This is a genomic window from Collinsella sp. MSK.8.10 (genome assembly GCF_019041915.1).
Taxonomy (GTDB): domain Bacteria; phylum Actinomycetota; class Coriobacteriia; order Coriobacteriales; family Coriobacteriaceae; genus Collinsella.
The window spans coordinates 15863-30398 of the sequence record NZ_JAHPYF010000002.1 but is presented as its reverse complement, the minus strand read 5'-3'; the positions used below and the strand labels follow the sequence as shown (position 1 = coordinate 30398).

Below are 14536 nucleotides of genomic sequence, written 5' to 3'. Positions count from 1 at the left end.
TTCGGCCAACAAAATTCTTAAGATTTGGGACAAATACTACTGATTATTTTGTCCCGTGAGCATGCCGTCGAGGGTGCGCCAGGCGAGCTCGGCGCATTTGACGCGGGCGGGCATGTGCGAGATGTCCTGGAGCTGGGCGGCTTCGTCCAGGTCTTCCAGATCTTCCTCGGAGAGCTGCTCGCCGCGGATCATGGCGAGGAAGAGCTCTGCCAGGCGGTGAGCTTCCTCGACGGTCTCGCCGGTGATGAGGTCGGCCATGATGTCGGCGCTGGCCTGGCTGATGGCGCAGCCATGACCGGTAAAGGAGGCCTCCTCGATCACACCGTTCTCGACGCGCAGCTGCAAGGTGAGCTCGTCGCCACAGCTGGGGTTGATGCCGTCGTGCTCGTGCGTGGGGGCATCCATCTCGTACTTGTAGTCGGGGTGCGAGTTGTGCTCCATAAACGTGGTGGAGGTGTACAGATTACCCATTGAACGTGCTCCAAACGTGATGCAGGCCGGCGATGAACTTATCGATGTCGGCCTTGTCGTTGTAGAAGGCCACGCTGGCGCGGCAGCAGGCGAGGTTCTCGACGCCCAGCCAGGTAAGCAGCGGCTGCGCGCAGTGGTGACCGGCACGGATGCACACGCCGTCCATGTCCATGATGCTCGCGACGTCGTGCGGGTGGATACCCTTGACGTTAAAGCTGACGACGCCGTGATGGTTGTCCCAGTAGATGGAGCCGATGATCTGGACAAAGTCGAGCTGCATGAGTTCGCCCATCAGGTAGTGGACGAGTGCCTGCTCGCGTGCCTGGATGTTTTCGTAGCCAACCGTGTTGACGAGGTAGTCGAGTGCCGCACCCGTGGCGAATATGCCGGCGGCGTCCTGCGTGCCGGCCTCGAACTTCTCGGGGACGGGCGCCCAGACGGCGTCCTGCTCGGTGACCGAATCGATCATCTCGCCGCCGGTGAGCATGGGCGGCATGGCGTTGAGCAGGTCCATCTTGCCCCACAGCACGCCGATGCCCATGGGGCCCATGGCCTTGTGCGCGCTAAAGGCAAAGAAGTCGGCGCCCAGGTCGGCCACATCGACCGGCATGTGCGGCAGCGACTGCGCACCGTCGACGACCAGGTAGCCGCCGTACTTGTGCACGAGTTTGCCGAGGTTCTTGACCGGGTTCTCGACGCCCAGCACGTTAGAAACCTGACCCACGGCCAGAATTTTGGTCTTGGGACCCACCTTGGCAAGAACCTCCTCGGTGGTGAGCTGGCCGGTCTTGGTGGGGTAGAGGTAGACGAGCTTGGCGCCGGTCTCGCGGCAGACCTGCTGCCACGGAATCAGGTTGGAGTGGTGCTCCATGATGGTGATGACGACCTCGTCGCCCGGTTTGAGCACTGTGGGCGCAAAGCTCTTGGCGACCAGGTTGAGCGACTCGCTCGTGTTGCGGGTGAAGACGACCTCGTTGGCCTGTGAGGCGCCGATGAGGTCGGCGATCTGCTGGCGGACCTTCGCGATGGCGTCGGTTGCCTCGACGGACAGCGAGTACAGGCCGCGCAGGGGGTTGGCGTTCATGCGCTGGTAGAAGTCGCGTTCGGCGTCAAGCACGCAGGCGGGGCGCTGCGCGGTGGCGGCGCTATCGAGGAAGGCGATCTCGGGGTGCTGCTGGAAAAGCGGGAATTGCGCCTTGTAGGGATTGGTCTCGATGTCGACGGTAGGCCAGCCGCGCGAGGCCTCGTCGCTGGCGTCGAGCTCCATAGGCTCCGGTGCGGTACAGGTGTCGCATTTAACGTGCTCGGTGTCGATCATGCGAGCTCCTCTTCAAAGTTGTCGATCAGGTTGTTGCCCAGGCGGACGATGCCGGCGCGGGTGCGCTCGTCGGTGGCGGAAAGCGCGGCGTCCTCCAGCTTGGCGCGGATGAACAGGTCCTCGGCGGCGTTTTGGTCAAGACCGCGGCAGGCGAGGTAGAACAGCTGCTCGTCGCGGACGTGACCGATGGTGGCGCCGTGGTTGCCGGCGACGTCGTCCTCGTCGCAGAGAATGACGGGAATGGTCTTGTTGTCGACGCCCTTGTTGGCCAAAAGCACCGTCTCGCGCTCGGTGCCGGTTGCACCCTTGCAGCCGTGCACGAGGTCGATGGTGCCACGGTAGACCTTCTTGGACGTGCCGGTCAGCACGCCGTTGGCGTCGATCTCGCACTCGGTCTTGCGACCGCGGTGGCGCAGCTCGTAGTTAAAGTCGCGCACCTGCTCACGGGCGCCAAGGTAGTCAGTATCGATGGTGACCTTGGCGGTATCGCCCAGCAGGTCGCCGGCAAGGCCGGTGGCGCTGGCGCCGGCACCCAGGACGGTGTGTTGCACGTTGACGCGCGCGCCCTCGTCCAGGAACAGGCCGGTATCGTCGAGTGCGATCCAGCTATCGTCGAGCGTCTGCGTGCAGGCCACGTTGACGGTGGCGTACTCGTGGGCGCACACGCGCAGCACGGATCCCACGACGCCCTCGCCGGCAACGGGGGAGTCCAGGGTGATCTGCAGGTCGAGCGTCGACTGGGGACGGACGACGACGTCGATGGCGGCGATGGCCGCGGCGGCATCGACACCGCTCACACGCACGGTAACCGTGGCGTGCTTGTATGCGGGCACATCGATGACGACGCGCTTGGTGGCGTGGTCGGCCAGGTAGGTGTAGGCAGCCTCGCCCATGCCAGTCTCGAAGGCCTCAGCGGGGGAGAGCTCCTCCTCCAGCTTAATGGCACCGGCCTGGTAGACGGAGGTGGCGGGCACGTCGAGCTCGGTCTCGGGCGTGATGCGGGCGCGGTCGGCGGCATCGCCGGGCGCGGAGGCGCGGCGCTCGGGGAAGCGCTCGGCCATGGCGTCCATGGCGGCGTCGAACGCGTCTGCCACGCCAGCAAATTGCTCGTCCAAGCCCTCAACCTTAACGGTCTCGGCGGGAGCGGCGGCAAGCTCGTCAGAGAGCTCGAGCTTGGTCTGGTTCATCTTCAGCCAGCCCCATGTGGCAGCCGGCATCGCATTGACCTGCTCAAGGGTGGTAGCAGCGGTGTTCGTGGTCTGTTTCATTATCCGATCGCTCCTTCCATCTCGAGCTTGATCAGGTTGTTCATCTCGACGGCATACTCCAACGGCAGCTCCTTGGAGACCGGGTTGGCAAAGCCGTTGACGATCATGGTGCGGGCCTCTTCCTCCGAGATGCCGCGGCTCATCAGGTAGAACACCTTGTCGTCGCCGATGCGGCCGATGGTGGCCTCGTGGCCGATGTCGACGTTCTTGGCGCGGATGTCCATGGCCGGGATGGTGTCGGATCGGCTCTGGTCGTCGAGCATGAGCGACTGGCAGCTCACGGTTGCCTTGGAGCCCTCGGCCTTGGGCGTGGCCACGATGGAGCTGCGGAACGTCTGGATGCCGCCGCTCTTGGAGATACCCTTGGTCTCGACCGTTGCCGAGGTCTCAGGCGCGTTGAGCACGACCTTGCAGCCGGTGTCGAGGTTCTGACCGGCGCCGGCAAAGGTGATGCCGGTAAAGCTCGAGCGGGCGCGGCGGCCATTGAGCACGCTCATGGGGTAGAGGTAGCCCACGTGGCTGCCGAAGGAGCCGCTGATCCACTCGATGTCGCCGTCCTCGTCCACGCGCGCACGCTTGGTGTTGAGGTTGTACATGTTCTTGGACCAGTTCTCGATGGTCGAGTAGCGCAGGTGCGCACGCTTGCCCACAAAGAGCTCGACGGCGCCGGCGTGGAGGTTGGCCACGTTGTACTTGGGCGCGGAGCAACCCTCAATGAAGTGCAGGTCGGCATCGTCCTCGACGATGATGAGCGTGTGCTCAAACTGGCCGGCGCCCTTGGCGTTGAGGCGGAAGTAGCTCTGCAGCGGGAAGTCCAACTTGGTGCCCTTGGGAACGTAGACAAACGAGCCGCCCGACCACACGGCGCCGTGTAGGGCCGCAAACTTGTGGTCGGTGGGCGGGATGAGCGTCATGAACTTCTCGTGGATGAGCGGTTCCCACTGCGGGTCGTGCAGGGCTTCCTCAATACCGGAGTACACGATGCCCATCTTGGACGCGGTGTCCTGCATGTTGTGGTAGACGAGCTCGGAGTCGTACTGAGCACCGACGCCTGCCAGGTAGCTGCGCTCGGCCTCGGGGATGCCCAGGCGCTCAAAGGTGTTCTTGATGTCGTCGGGCACCGACTCCCAGTCGTGCTTTTGGTCGGTGTTGGGCTTGACGTAGGTGACGATGTTATCCATGTCCAGGCCCTCGATGGAGGGGCCCCACGTCGGATCCGGGAAGCGGTTGAAGATTTCGAGGGACTTTAAGCGCAGGTCGAGCATCCACTGCGGCTCGTCCTTTTTGGCGCTGATCTCGCGCACGATGTCGGGCGTGATGCCGGCGTCGAGGCGCTCGAATCCCTCCTCGCCATAGGTGAAGTCGTAGAGGCTGCGGTCGATGTCCGCGACCTCGGTGCGGTTCTTGGTCATTGCGTCGCCCCTTTACGCCTGCTGCTCGGCAGCGGCAGACTCGGCCTGGGCGCGCTGCTCGGCGGCCTCGCGCTCGAAGGTCTCAAAGCCGTTCTTGTCGATCCAGGGGATGAGCGAGGCGTCGTCCTCGCGCACGATGTGGCCCTTGACCATAACGTGGACGCGGTCGACATCCAGGTGCTCCAGGATGCGCGTGTTGTGTGTGATGATGAGCATGGAGCCGTCGCAGCTCTTGCGGTAGGCGTCCATGCCGTGGCTGACGGTGGACAGGGCGTCGACGTCCAGGCCGGAGTCGGTTTCGTCCAGGATGGCGAGCTTGGGCTGCAGCAGCAGGAGCTGGAGCATCTCGACCTTCTTCTTCTCGCCGCCCGAGAAGCCCACGCCCAGCTCGCGGTTGAGGTAGGCGGTGTCCATGTTGAGCTCGGCCGCGAGCTCCTTGACGCGACGGCGGAACTCCTTGCCCTTCATCTCCAGGCCGGGGCGGCCGGCGATGCTGGCGCGCAAAAAGCTCGACAGCGGCACGCCCGGGATCTCGACCGGAGCCTGGAAGCTCAGGAACAGGCCGGCGCGCGAACGCTTGTCGGTGGTGAGCTCGGTGATGTCTTGGCCGTCAAAGACGATGCGGCCGTCGTTGACCGTGTAAACGGGGTCGCCCATGACCAGGTGGCCGAGGGTGGACTTGCCGGCGCCGTTGGGTCCCATCAGCACGTGGGTCTCGCCGGCGGCGACGTTAAGGTTGACGTTGTGGAGGATGGTCTTCTCGTCCACGGAGGCGGTCAGACCTTCGATGGAAAGCAGCGGATTTGCGCTCATGCTGTCCCTCTCTGTATATGGTGTACTCATAGGTGTACTAAACCCTAGGAATCTTCTCGGAATAAAGTTACTATGGGTTCGGCGTTAGTCAAGGGAAAACCCGACTAATCCACTCGACTTTTTAGATGAGGGACATAAAATCAGGTTTGTTTGCCCCGCGTGCATAGGATTTGGGCAAACAAGCCTGGTTTTGTCCCAGTAACGATGGGAGGGTAGGTATGCTCATTTCTTCTAAGGGCCGCTATGCCCTCCGACTGATGATCTATATCGCGGCGCTGGGCGACGCCGAGGGCAAGATTGCCCTGCGCGAGGTTGCCGACCGCGAGCATATCTCGCAAAAGTATCTGGAGCAGCTGGTTCGTCCGCTTATGAAGGCGGGCCTGCTTAAGAGCGTGCGCGGCAAGGGCGGCGGCTACATGATGGCCAAGGACCCGGCCGAGGTGCGTGCCGGCGACATCCTGCGCGCCGTCGAGGGCAGCACGGCTCCGGTGGCGTGCGACGGCATCGACAACAGTTGCGCCCGCAGCGATCTGTGCTCGACCGTCAAGTTCTGGCGCGGTCTGGACGACGTGATCGAAAAGTACGTCGACGGCGTGACGTTGGCCGACTTGGCCGCCGTCCCCGAGATCAACTTTGACATTAAGCTGTAGGTTGAGCGCAATTCCTTAAGATTTCGCGGAAGGTTGTTGCCGTTTACCGAGGGGTTGTTGTGCAACAACGGACGAGCTGCAATACTGATTCTATCTTTGCAAACTGCACTTTAACTACACCAATGCAGGGAGGATCTTATGCAGCCCAAGCATTCTGCTATTGTCGCGGGTCTGACGCTGGCGCTTTCGTTTGGCGCCGTTTCCGCGCCGGCACCCGCCGCTGCCGAGGAGCCCACGCCAGGCGTTGCCTCGGATGCCACCGATATCGATAAGGGTCTCTACACCCAGCAGTCCTTCTCGGGCGTGCTGAGGTCGGTCCAGGGCGTTTCGTTTGTCAACGTGACTACCGAGATGAAGTACTTTACCAAGTACGAGAGCCATGGTAACTACAACCAGGGCTTTTCGTATGGTGACGGCTACAACGCGCTGGGCTATTACCAGTTCGACCGCCGTTGGTCGCTCATTCCGTTTATGAAGCAGGTCTACAACTACAGCCCCGAAAAATACAGCATGCTCAAGGATGCGATTGATCGCGGCAGCGAGATTTCCAACGCGAGCAATGCCATGTACGAGAACGACCAGCTTACCGAGCTGGGCCGTATTGCACAGGAGGCCTTCCAGGGTGCTTATAACACCGATCCTGCTGAGTTTTCGGCTCTGCAGGATGCGTATGCGTACAACTCGTACTATGCGGTGACCGAGGCGTGGCTTAAGAGCGCTCTTGGCATTGACATCTCCGGCCGCGCCGATTGCGTCAAGGGTATGGTGTGGAGCATCACCAACATGTGCGGTACCGGTGGCTGCAGAGACTTCTTCCGCTGGGCGAATCTTTCCAACGATATGTCCGACCGCGAGTTTGCGACGGCGCTCTCCAATAGCGTGGTCAACAATGTCGCCACCAAGTTTTCAAGTCAGCCCCAGTATCATGAGGGCTGGAAGAACCGCTACCGCAACGAGCTGAAGGACTGCTTGGTTTATATCGCCGAGGACGAGGCCGCTGCCGCTGCGACGCCCGTGCAGCCCGAGCCTGCGCCGGCGCCCTCGCCGACACCTGATTCGAATGACGGCTCGAGTGACGATGCCAACGATGACAGGATGGATGCGCCCTCGACCGATGCTGACGGTAATGGCTCTGCTGGTGGCACTACCAACGACGGCTCTACCTCGAACGGCTCCGATTCGAACGGCTCTGCTGCGAGCGATTCGCCTTCAAGCTCTGCCGGCAATACGGACAGCGACGCTTCTGGTTCGACCGACGCTGGCACCTCTAACTCATCTACCGGCTCGAGCGATTCGTCCGTTGACACCGGCTCTAACAACGGCTCCGGCTCTGACACGACCCCTGATTCCGATGCTTCCAAGGACGACTCGAATAAGGCGCCGGACGCTCCCGTTGCTTCGCCGGACAAGAAGCCTTCTTTCTCCGAGCAGCTTGGTTCTACGCTGGGTTCTTCGCTGATGGCTGGCGTCAATAACGGCTCGGCCCAGAACAAGGACAACTCTGATCAGGTTTCCACGGAAAAGACCGAAGCCGCAAAGGGCGACTCCAAGGACAAGGCTTCCGAGAAGGCTGAATCCGATAAGGGTCCTAGCTCTGATGAGAAGGGCGACAAGTCCGCTCAGAAGAAGGACGAGGATAAGAAGTCTGAATCTGAGAAGAAGGACGAGAGCAAGACCGAGGGCGAAAAGAAACAGTCCGAAGACGACGACAAGAGCGGCGCTGATAACCAGGTTCAGGAGCAAAATGACTCCAAGACGGTGACCACTACAACCACGACGACTACAACGACCAAGTCATCTGGCGGCAATATGCCCAAGACGGGCGACTTGATCGTGATGGCGAGCCTTGCCAGTGCGAGCTTGGCTACGCTGGGCGCTACGTCCATCGTGAGCGGTAAGCATAAGCTCGATCAGCAGAAGAAAGCTTCTGGGGAGGACAGCTCGGAGGAGTAGCCTCTCGGTTGCCAGATAACTAAAGAGTCGGAACGGGGTCCGGTGCGAATGCATCGGGCCCCGTTTTTTGTTGTGCAACGATTAGTTGTGCCCCCTCACACCTCTTGTTGCTACCGTTGCCCGATATGTTCGCGCGGCGACATCGGTACGCGCGAGGCGGTCATTACAATTGGCATCGTGCTGCGATTTAGGGGGGAACGTTTTGGTGTCTGAACAGGCAAATAATGGTTGTGCTGCCGGCTTTGGCGTGCGTTTGATCGGCTGTGATGACGATGCGATTTTGCCCATTGGCATGCACGACTATGCGGAAGCTCTTGGTTGCTGCATGCTGGTCGACAAGACCATGTTTATTGCCGATGTGTTGGACTGCGACGCGTCCGTTGTGGTGTGCTGTCGACCCGAGGGTTTTGGCAAGAGCATGAACTTGTCGATGCTCAGGGCTTTTCTGGAGCGTCCGGCGGTCAGTCGCGCTGGTCAGCGTTTGTTTGCCGATGCTCAGATTTGGGATGCAGACGGCGGGCGCTATCGGGATGAGTACGCTTGCTATCCGGTGATATCGCTGGACTTTTCTGGCGCTGCGAGGCGTGGCGCCGCTATTGCCGACGTCGTGCGCGATGCTCTTTCGGGCGAGTGCGCTCGTCTGCTGGCGCTTTTGGAGGCTCCGGATTTAGCTCGAGACAAGGTGCGTCACATCGAACGCGTTGCGCGTGGCGCGGCGAGCGAGGATGAGGTCGCCTCGGTGCTTGGCGTGCTCATAGAGCTGCTGGAGATTGCCTGCGATGAGCAGGTTGTATTGCTCGTTGATGGGTACGATGCGGCGTGGTCTCGCCGTGCGAGCGCGAGGGACGCTTCCGACGCCGATCCGGCAGAACTACTTGACCGTGCGCTGTTTGACGCCATTGCCACTGCGCGCGATTCGTTGCGGCTGACGTGTCTGATGGGGGAGTGTTCCGGTCCCGTCGAAGCGGCGCTTTCTTCGCGCGGCTGCTCGTATTGTCTGACGACGCCGCTGTCGGCGTGGTGTGACCGTTGGTTCGGTTTTTCGGATGCCGAGGTCGAGGCTCTGTTGAATCATGCTGGGCGCGAGGAATACCTGGATGATGCGCGTGAATGGCTCGAGGGATATCGGTTTGGCAGGGCCTATTGCTCGAGTCCAGAGCGTGTGATCGGTTTTCTGGGCCGAGGCTGCACGGCGCCTGTGCGTGCCGATCTGTATGGATATGCCGATTGTCTGAGTAGGGTAGTTGCCGGGTGGAATCTCGACCGCCTTTCGGTCTTGTTTGATTTGCTCGAGGCCCATGGGTGCGCTGAGGTCCCGCTTTGTTTGGGCACTGCAGAGCCAGATGTCTCGCCTGACGATGGCATGTGGACAGCGCTGTATCTGTCCGGTTTTCTCACGACGGATATGACTGAGGAGCCGGAGCATGGCGATCGCCTCCGTGCTTTGCGATTGCCCAATAACGAGCTTCGCCAGACCTTGCGTCTAGTGATTATTGAGTGGTTTGAGTGCGCTGCAGAAGACATTCGAGACGTCGATGCGTTTCGCGACGGGCTGTGCCATGGGAACGAGGATACCGTGAGGCGGGCGCTAAGCCGCATCTTAGGAGATGCGGGAATCGGTGCGACCGACCCAGATGCGCCACTGCCATATCATCTGCTCTTGCAGGGGCTCTGCTTTGGCTTGCCGGGCTATGCCAATCCTGCCTCGAGGCGAAAGTGTGGCGCGGGTCGCTGCGACATCCAGGTTTTTCCTACGGGCGCCGTGTTCGACATAGCCGATACGATCGGTATGCTCGATGAACGTCCGCTGATAACGATCAACATGATGTATGACCCCGGTGTGGATGCGCTGGGCCTGGAATTGCTGGCCGTGCAGGCGCTGCTCGACATAGAGCGCGACGGCATCGACGAAATCCGTGTGCCGCGCCCCGGCGTGGGTCGCATGCGCTGGGGGTTCGGTTTTGATGGGCAGCATGTGGCTACGGTGTGCCAGCGGCTTTAAGCGCCGAGGTGTTTCCGGCTTCCGTTACTCGGTGTCCTTCATGGGCGGCATGGGCTTCCAGTTGGGATCCTTGACGATCTTGCGGGCGTCCTTCATGCCTCGGCGCAGCGCCGGAATACCGGTCTTAAAGCACTTGTCAACGGCAGCCAGGCGAATGAACTCCTTGCAGAAGGTCGCGACGTTGCCCAGACGGAACAGCGCGGGGTGATAGTCGCCGTAAATCTGCATGTAGCGGGCCAGATAACCGCGGTTGCGCATGATGTAGTAGCGGTTGGTGTCGCTCGTAGAGTTGAGCTGGCGCTTGCCGGCGATATCCCAGTTAGAGACAGCGCGGGCACGCTTGAGCACCACGTCGGCAACAACGGCGGCGGGGAAGTGCTGGCTGGCCACGTAGCCGTAGCAGGCATCGTCGCCGTAGATGAAGAATCGCGCATCCGGCAGGCCGATCTTGTCGACCACGCGGCGCGAGAACAGGCCGCCTTCAAAGCACAACTGGTTCATGGCGCGGTAGCCCTTGGGGCCCAGGTCCCACTTAGCGATGGGGTTGGGGATACCAAGCGAAAGGATGAGCTGGTACTGCCAAAAGAAGGCGCCGCCGTCAAAGTCCAGGCGCGAACCCTGGATGACATCGTAGCGGTCGGTCCACTTGGCAAGACGCTCGATGCCTTCGGGGATGACGAGCACGTCGTCGTCCATCACCCAGAACCACTGGGCGCCCAGGTCGTAGGCGCATTTGGTGCCGGCGGAGAAGCCACCTGCACCGCCGCCGTTTTCGAGCTGTGGTGCGTAGATGACGCGGTCAGTGCCGCCCTTCGCGTCGGGCTGTTCGATGTCGGTGCCCCACAGGTTGGCCAGGCGCTCGTTGAATGCGGTGCACATGGCCTCGGTCTCACGCGAATTCTCGTTATCGACGATCACGATGCGCCAGGGCGCTGCCGTAAGCTCGGTCATGGAGTCGAACAAGTTGGCCAGGAGTTCCTGGCGCTTGTACGTAACGACGACAATGGCGAGCTTATCGATGGGAGCGGGAAGGGTTGAAGGCATGGGGCAATATATCCTTTCACGCGCGGCGGGTGAGTGCAGCGCGGAAGCTATCGAATACGTCCTTGGGACTGTCCTATTGTAAAGGCTCGGCGCACCTTGGCGGCAAGCTTTGAATAAAACGCAGGAACCTGCCATGGGCCCGCCGCATGACGTGGGGCCGCTTTGCCCGCAAGAGGCTCCATAGATTATATAAACGCCCGCTGGCGCGCTGACCCTTTGATACCATGAAACGACAGGTATTTCCTAAGGAGCACATTTGTCTACTAACGCCTCTGGCAGCCCTGTTCTGTCGCTGCTTATTCCCATTTACAATGTTCAGCGCTACCTGCGCGAGTGCCTCGATTCCGCCCTGGAGCAGACGCTCAAGGATATTGAGATCATCTGCATTAACGACGGGTCGACCGACAACTCGCCGGCGATAATCCGCGAGTATATGGAGCGCGATGGGCGCGTCAAGATGATCGACAAGGCCAACAGCGGCTACGGCGACTCGATGAACCACGGTCTGGAGATGGCGCGTGGCAAGTACGTTGGTATCTTGGAGTCCGATGACTTTATGGCGCCCGACGCACTCGAAAAGCTTGTCTCGGCCGCCGATAGCAATAATGCCGACTTTGCGAAGGCGAACTTTGATTTCTACTGGTCTAAGCCCGAGGAGCGCCGTTCGCTGCACGAGATGTTTAAAGCCAAGGACTGTGGCAAGCCAGTGCACCCGAGCGATACGACGCAGTTCTTTAAGCAAAAGCCGTCGATTTGGTCGGCCGTGTACCGTCGCGATTTTCTTGAGCGCAACGGCATTACGTTCCTGCCGACTCCGGGGGCATCCTTTCAGGACACGTCATTTGCCTTTAAGGTGATCGCGTGCGCCGATAAGGCTATTTACCTGCACGATGCCGTGTTGTCGTATCGCCAGGACAACGAGAATTCCTCGGTCAATTCTTCAGCTAAGGTCTTTTGCGTCAATACCGAGTATGCCGAGATTGAGCGTTGGATTCGAGAGGATTATGCCCGCGACCACGCAAGCGGCGATGTCGCGCGCATGCTCAAGTTCAACCAGCTCATTAAGTACGATTCATACATGTGGAACTACGTGCGCCTGGCGCCTAAGTTCTATAAGGAGTTCCTGGTTCAGATGGCTAAGGAATTTCAGGCGGCCTTGGACGCGGGGGACTTTTCGCTTGACGACCTCAAGCCGTGGAAGCGCGCAAATCTCGCTGTCATCCTCAAAGATCCTGAGGGCTGGGTTGACGAGCATCCGAGTTTTGCGACGGATGGTGCCTTGGGGCGTGCTAAGTATTACGCCTCGGTTGGAGGTCCAGGCGTGGTTGCTGCCTTCCTCATCGAATCGCTGAGGGGGTAGGTCGACATGGAAGAGACTTTGATTCCCAAAGCGACCATTGTCGTTCCCGTCTACAATTCGTCGCGCTCCATTCAGCGATGCCTCGATTCGCTGTTGGCCCAGTCCGAGCGCTCGATTCAGGTTGTCTGCGTCAACGACGGTTCGACTGATGATTCGTTGAACGTGTTGCGCCAGATCGCGCAGGCCGACGATCGCGTGCTGGTGATTGACCAGGAAAACGCGGGTGTCTCGTGTGCTCGAAATGCCGGTATCGATGTCGCCGAGGGCGAGACCGTCTTTTTTGTGGACGCCGACGATTACATCGATGCCCAGACGGTCGAGCGCGTGCTGCATGCCATGGAGTCATCAGATGCCGAGGCCGCCGTTTTTGGCGGCGTCTGTGAACCTGCCGATGCTGCCCCCAAACGCGTCCAGCAACTCATGAGCCCCAAAGCTGGTACCTTCGGCGCCCGCGATCCTCAGCTGCTGTTCCATTCGAATGCGCAGCCCTATGCCTGCCGTGCGGCTTTTTCGCGCGAGCTGCTCAATCGCGAAGGCATTCGCTTCGCCCCCGGTTTGGCTTTGGGCGAGGACGTCGTCTTCCAATTTGCGGCTTATGCGCTTGCCCGCAAGACCGTCGTCATGCCGGACAAGTTCTACCACTACGTGATGGAGAGCGAATCGGCGACGCACGAGTTCAACAGTGTCGAGGCTCGCGCTAAAAAGCTTGACGCCCACATGAGGATGCTCGAGGAGGTCTTGGAGGACTGGGCGGCCTACGGTCTTTTAGACCTGTGCCCCGGCGAGCTGATAACTTGGTTTTTGGACCTAACTGTGTTCGACCTGGCGCGCTTGGATGCCGATGACTTCCATCGCGTGGCGGCTCGCGTCAACATGGACCTCACGACGTTTTTGGGAACGGCGTGGGCGGATGTGCCTGCTAAGGGCGCCGTTCGCCGTGTTGCCCGCAAGCTCGTTGCGGCGACCTCGGGCGTTACGATGGCAGACGCCACGCTGTTCTATCTTTCGACTCGCGGTCTCAAAGCCTGCTTGGAGCACTTTATCTAATTCCAAGCGCTGCCGCCCGCCGCAACTCGGCTGCTAAAATAACCCTGTTACACGCTATTCAACAGGAGGTTCTCTTGCAGAACTCTGATACCCCTAAAGTTTCGCTGCTTGTCCCCATCTGCAATGTCGAACGCTACCTGCGCGAGTGCCTTGATTCCGCCGTGGCGCAGACGCTCAAAGACATCGAGATTATCTGTATCAACGACGGCTCCACCGATAGTTCGCCAGATATCATCCGCGAGTACATGGAGCGCGATTCCCGTGTAAAGATGATCGACAAAGCCAACAGCGGCTACGGCGACTCGATGAACCGTGGCCTGGAGATGGCGCGCGGTGAGTACGTGGGCATCCTTGAGTCCGACGACTTTATGTTTGAGGATTCGCTTCAAAAGCTGGTCGCCAAGGCCGATGCTGAGCATGCCGATGCGGTAAAGGGCGACTTTTATCTGTATTGGTCCACGCCCAGCGAGCGACGTGAGCTGTTTGGGATTATCGACGAGCATATGACGGGCGCCGCGTATCGCCCCGTCGATCGCCCGGGCATCTTCTACCGCAAACCTTCCATTTGGTCGGCTATCTATCGGCGCGCGTTCCTCAACGACAATCAGATTCGCTTCCTTCCCACGCCGGGCGCCTCGTATCAGGATGCGGGTTTTAACTTTAAGGTCTGGGCATGCGCCGAGCGTGCTGCGTTTATCGCGGACCCCATTTTGTGCTATCGCCAAGACAACGAGAAGAGCTCCGTTAATTCGCCCAACAAGGTATTTTGCGTGTGCGACGAATACGCCGAGATGCAGCGCTTTTTGGATGAACGCCCCGAGCTTAAGGCTCAGCTTCAGGGTATTTTAATGCGCATGAAGGTCGATACGTACCGTTGGAACGATGAGCGCCTGGTCGATGAACTGCGCGAGCAGTTTTGGAAGAAAGCCTCGTCCGAGCTCAAGGCCGACTGGGATGCCGGTCGCTTTGATCTGTCGCTGTTTGATCCGCGTGGCGAGACCGACTTGCGCCTGATGGTCAAGTCGCCCCGCGCCTATATCGATTCGCGCTTTGACTTTAAGAAGCCGGGCAAGCTCAATACGTTTAAGCATTACTTTAAGATTGGCGGCCTGCCGCTGGTCTGGCGTGTGCTGACGTATCAGTGCACCTACGGCGACAACCCGCACCCCGATGACGTTCCGGCCGCACAGTAGGAGCG

The 14536-nt window shown here is 60.2% G+C and carries 12 protein-coding genes; 6 read left to right on the top strand and 6 right to left on the bottom strand.

The genetic code is table 11. The features are described from left to right. Positions 1-36: 36 nt before the first annotated feature. The 5 genes from sufU to sufC are packed head-to-tail and all read right to left on the bottom strand — an operon-like array spanning position 37 to position 5282. The gene (gene sufU, locus KTF55_RS03265) at positions 37-471 is read right to left on the bottom strand and encodes a Fe-S cluster assembly sulfur transfer protein SufU (RefSeq protein WP_138340649.1); all 435 of its coding nucleotides are present in this window, start codon (positions 469-471) and stop codon (positions 37-39) included. Next, on the bottom strand, positions 464-1789 hold the full coding sequence (locus tag KTF55_RS03260; RefSeq protein ID WP_215673611.1) for an aminotransferase class V-fold PLP-dependent enzyme: 1326 nt from the start codon (positions 1787-1789) through the stop codon (positions 464-466). The genes sufU and KTF55_RS03260 overlap by 8 nt, the downstream gene beginning before the upstream one ends. Continuing rightward, the gene (locus KTF55_RS03255; RefSeq protein ID WP_217107916.1) at positions 1786-3057 is read right to left on the bottom strand and encodes a SufD family Fe-S cluster assembly protein; all 1272 of its coding nucleotides are present in this window, start codon (positions 3055-3057) and stop codon (positions 1786-1788) included. The genes KTF55_RS03260 and KTF55_RS03255 overlap by 4 nt, the downstream gene beginning before the upstream one ends. Further along, entirely contained in the window at positions 3057-4469 is a 1413-nt protein-coding gene (gene sufB / locus KTF55_RS03250) for a Fe-S cluster assembly protein SufB (protein WP_022094821.1), read from the bottom strand. Before sufB ends, KTF55_RS03255 begins: the two co-directional genes overlap by 1 nt. Before the next feature lie 12 nt (positions 4470-4481). Then, the gene (sufC, locus tag KTF55_RS03245; protein ID WP_117821353.1) at positions 4482-5282 is read right to left on the bottom strand and encodes a Fe-S cluster assembly ATPase SufC; all 801 of its coding nucleotides are present in this window, start codon (positions 5280-5282) and stop codon (positions 4482-4484) included. A 218-nt stretch (positions 5283-5500) separates the two neighbouring features. On the opposite strand from sufC, the gene KTF55_RS03240 reads away from it, so the two are divergent. The 3 genes from KTF55_RS03240 (at position 5501) to KTF55_RS03230 (ending at position 9887) form a co-directional block, all read left to right on the top strand. After that, positions 5501-5932, top strand: a complete 432-nt coding sequence (locus KTF55_RS03240; RefSeq protein WP_117770222.1) for an Rrf2 family transcriptional regulator — start codon at positions 5501-5503, stop codon at positions 5930-5932. A 138-nt stretch (positions 5933-6070) separates the two neighbouring features. Next, positions 6071-7885, top strand: coding sequence for a hypothetical protein (locus tag KTF55_RS03235; RefSeq protein WP_217107915.1), 1815 nt, complete (start codon positions 6071-6073; stop codon positions 7883-7885). Positions 7886-8090: 205 nt separating this feature from the next. Further along, the gene (locus tag KTF55_RS03230; RefSeq protein ID WP_217107914.1) at positions 8091-9887 is read left to right on the top strand and encodes an AAA family ATPase; all 1797 of its coding nucleotides are present in this window, start codon (positions 8091-8093) and stop codon (positions 9885-9887) included. 24 nt (positions 9888-9911) lie between these two features. Here the strand turns inward: KTF55_RS03230 and KTF55_RS03225 are convergent, their stop codons facing one another. Beyond that, complete coding sequence (locus KTF55_RS03225) at positions 9912-10931, bottom strand: glycosyltransferase (RefSeq protein WP_161145066.1); 1020 nt, start codon at positions 10929-10931, stop codon at positions 9912-9914. Between the two features lie 256 nt (positions 10932-11187). On the opposite strand from KTF55_RS03225, the gene KTF55_RS03220 reads away from it, so the two are divergent. The 3 genes from KTF55_RS03220 (at position 11188) to KTF55_RS03210 (ending at position 14531) form a co-directional block, all read left to right on the top strand. Next, positions 11188-12291, top strand: a complete 1104-nt coding sequence (locus KTF55_RS03220; RefSeq protein WP_217107913.1) for a glycosyltransferase — start codon at positions 11188-11190, stop codon at positions 12289-12291. A gap of 6 nt (positions 12292-12297) precedes the next feature. Continuing rightward, complete coding sequence (locus tag KTF55_RS03215) at positions 12298-13338, top strand: glycosyltransferase (protein WP_217107912.1); 1041 nt, start codon at positions 12298-12300, stop codon at positions 13336-13338. A 74-nt stretch (positions 13339-13412) separates the two neighbouring features. Continuing rightward, a complete protein-coding gene (locus tag KTF55_RS03210) occupies positions 13413-14531 on the top strand; it encodes a glycosyltransferase family 2 protein (RefSeq protein ID WP_217107911.1) in 1119 nt (372 codons plus the stop codon). Positions 14532-14536: the final 5 nt, after the last annotated feature.

Excerpts from the sequence above, each read along its gene's own strand:
- sufU (WP_138340649.1), bottom strand. The coding sequence starts at position 471 with ATGGGTAATCTGTACACCTCCACCACGTTTATGGAGCACAACTCGCAC.
- KTF55_RS03260 (WP_215673611.1), bottom strand. The coding sequence starts at position 1,789 with ATGATCGACACCGAGCACGTTAAATGCGACACCTGTACCGCACCGGAG.
- KTF55_RS03255 (WP_217107916.1), bottom strand. The coding sequence starts at position 3,057 with ATGAAACAGACCACGAACACCGCTGCTACCACCCTTGAGCAGGTCAAT.
- sufB (WP_022094821.1), bottom strand. The coding sequence starts at position 4,469 with ATGACCAAGAACCGCACCGAGGTCGCGGACATCGACCGCAGCCTCTAC.
- sufC (WP_117821353.1), bottom strand. The coding sequence starts at position 5,282 with ATGAGCGCAAATCCGCTGCTTTCCATCGAAGGTCTGACCGCCTCCGTG.
- KTF55_RS03240 (WP_117770222.1), top strand. The coding sequence starts at position 5,501 with ATGCTCATTTCTTCTAAGGGCCGCTATGCCCTCCGACTGATGATCTAT.
- KTF55_RS03235 (WP_217107915.1), top strand. The coding sequence starts at position 6,071 with ATGCAGCCCAAGCATTCTGCTATTGTCGCGGGTCTGACGCTGGCGCTT.
- KTF55_RS03225 (WP_161145066.1), bottom strand. The coding sequence starts at position 10,931 with ATGCCTTCAACCCTTCCCGCTCCCATCGATAAGCTCGCCATTGTCGTC.
- KTF55_RS03215 (WP_217107912.1), top strand. The coding sequence starts at position 12,298 with ATGGAAGAGACTTTGATTCCCAAAGCGACCATTGTCGTTCCCGTCTAC.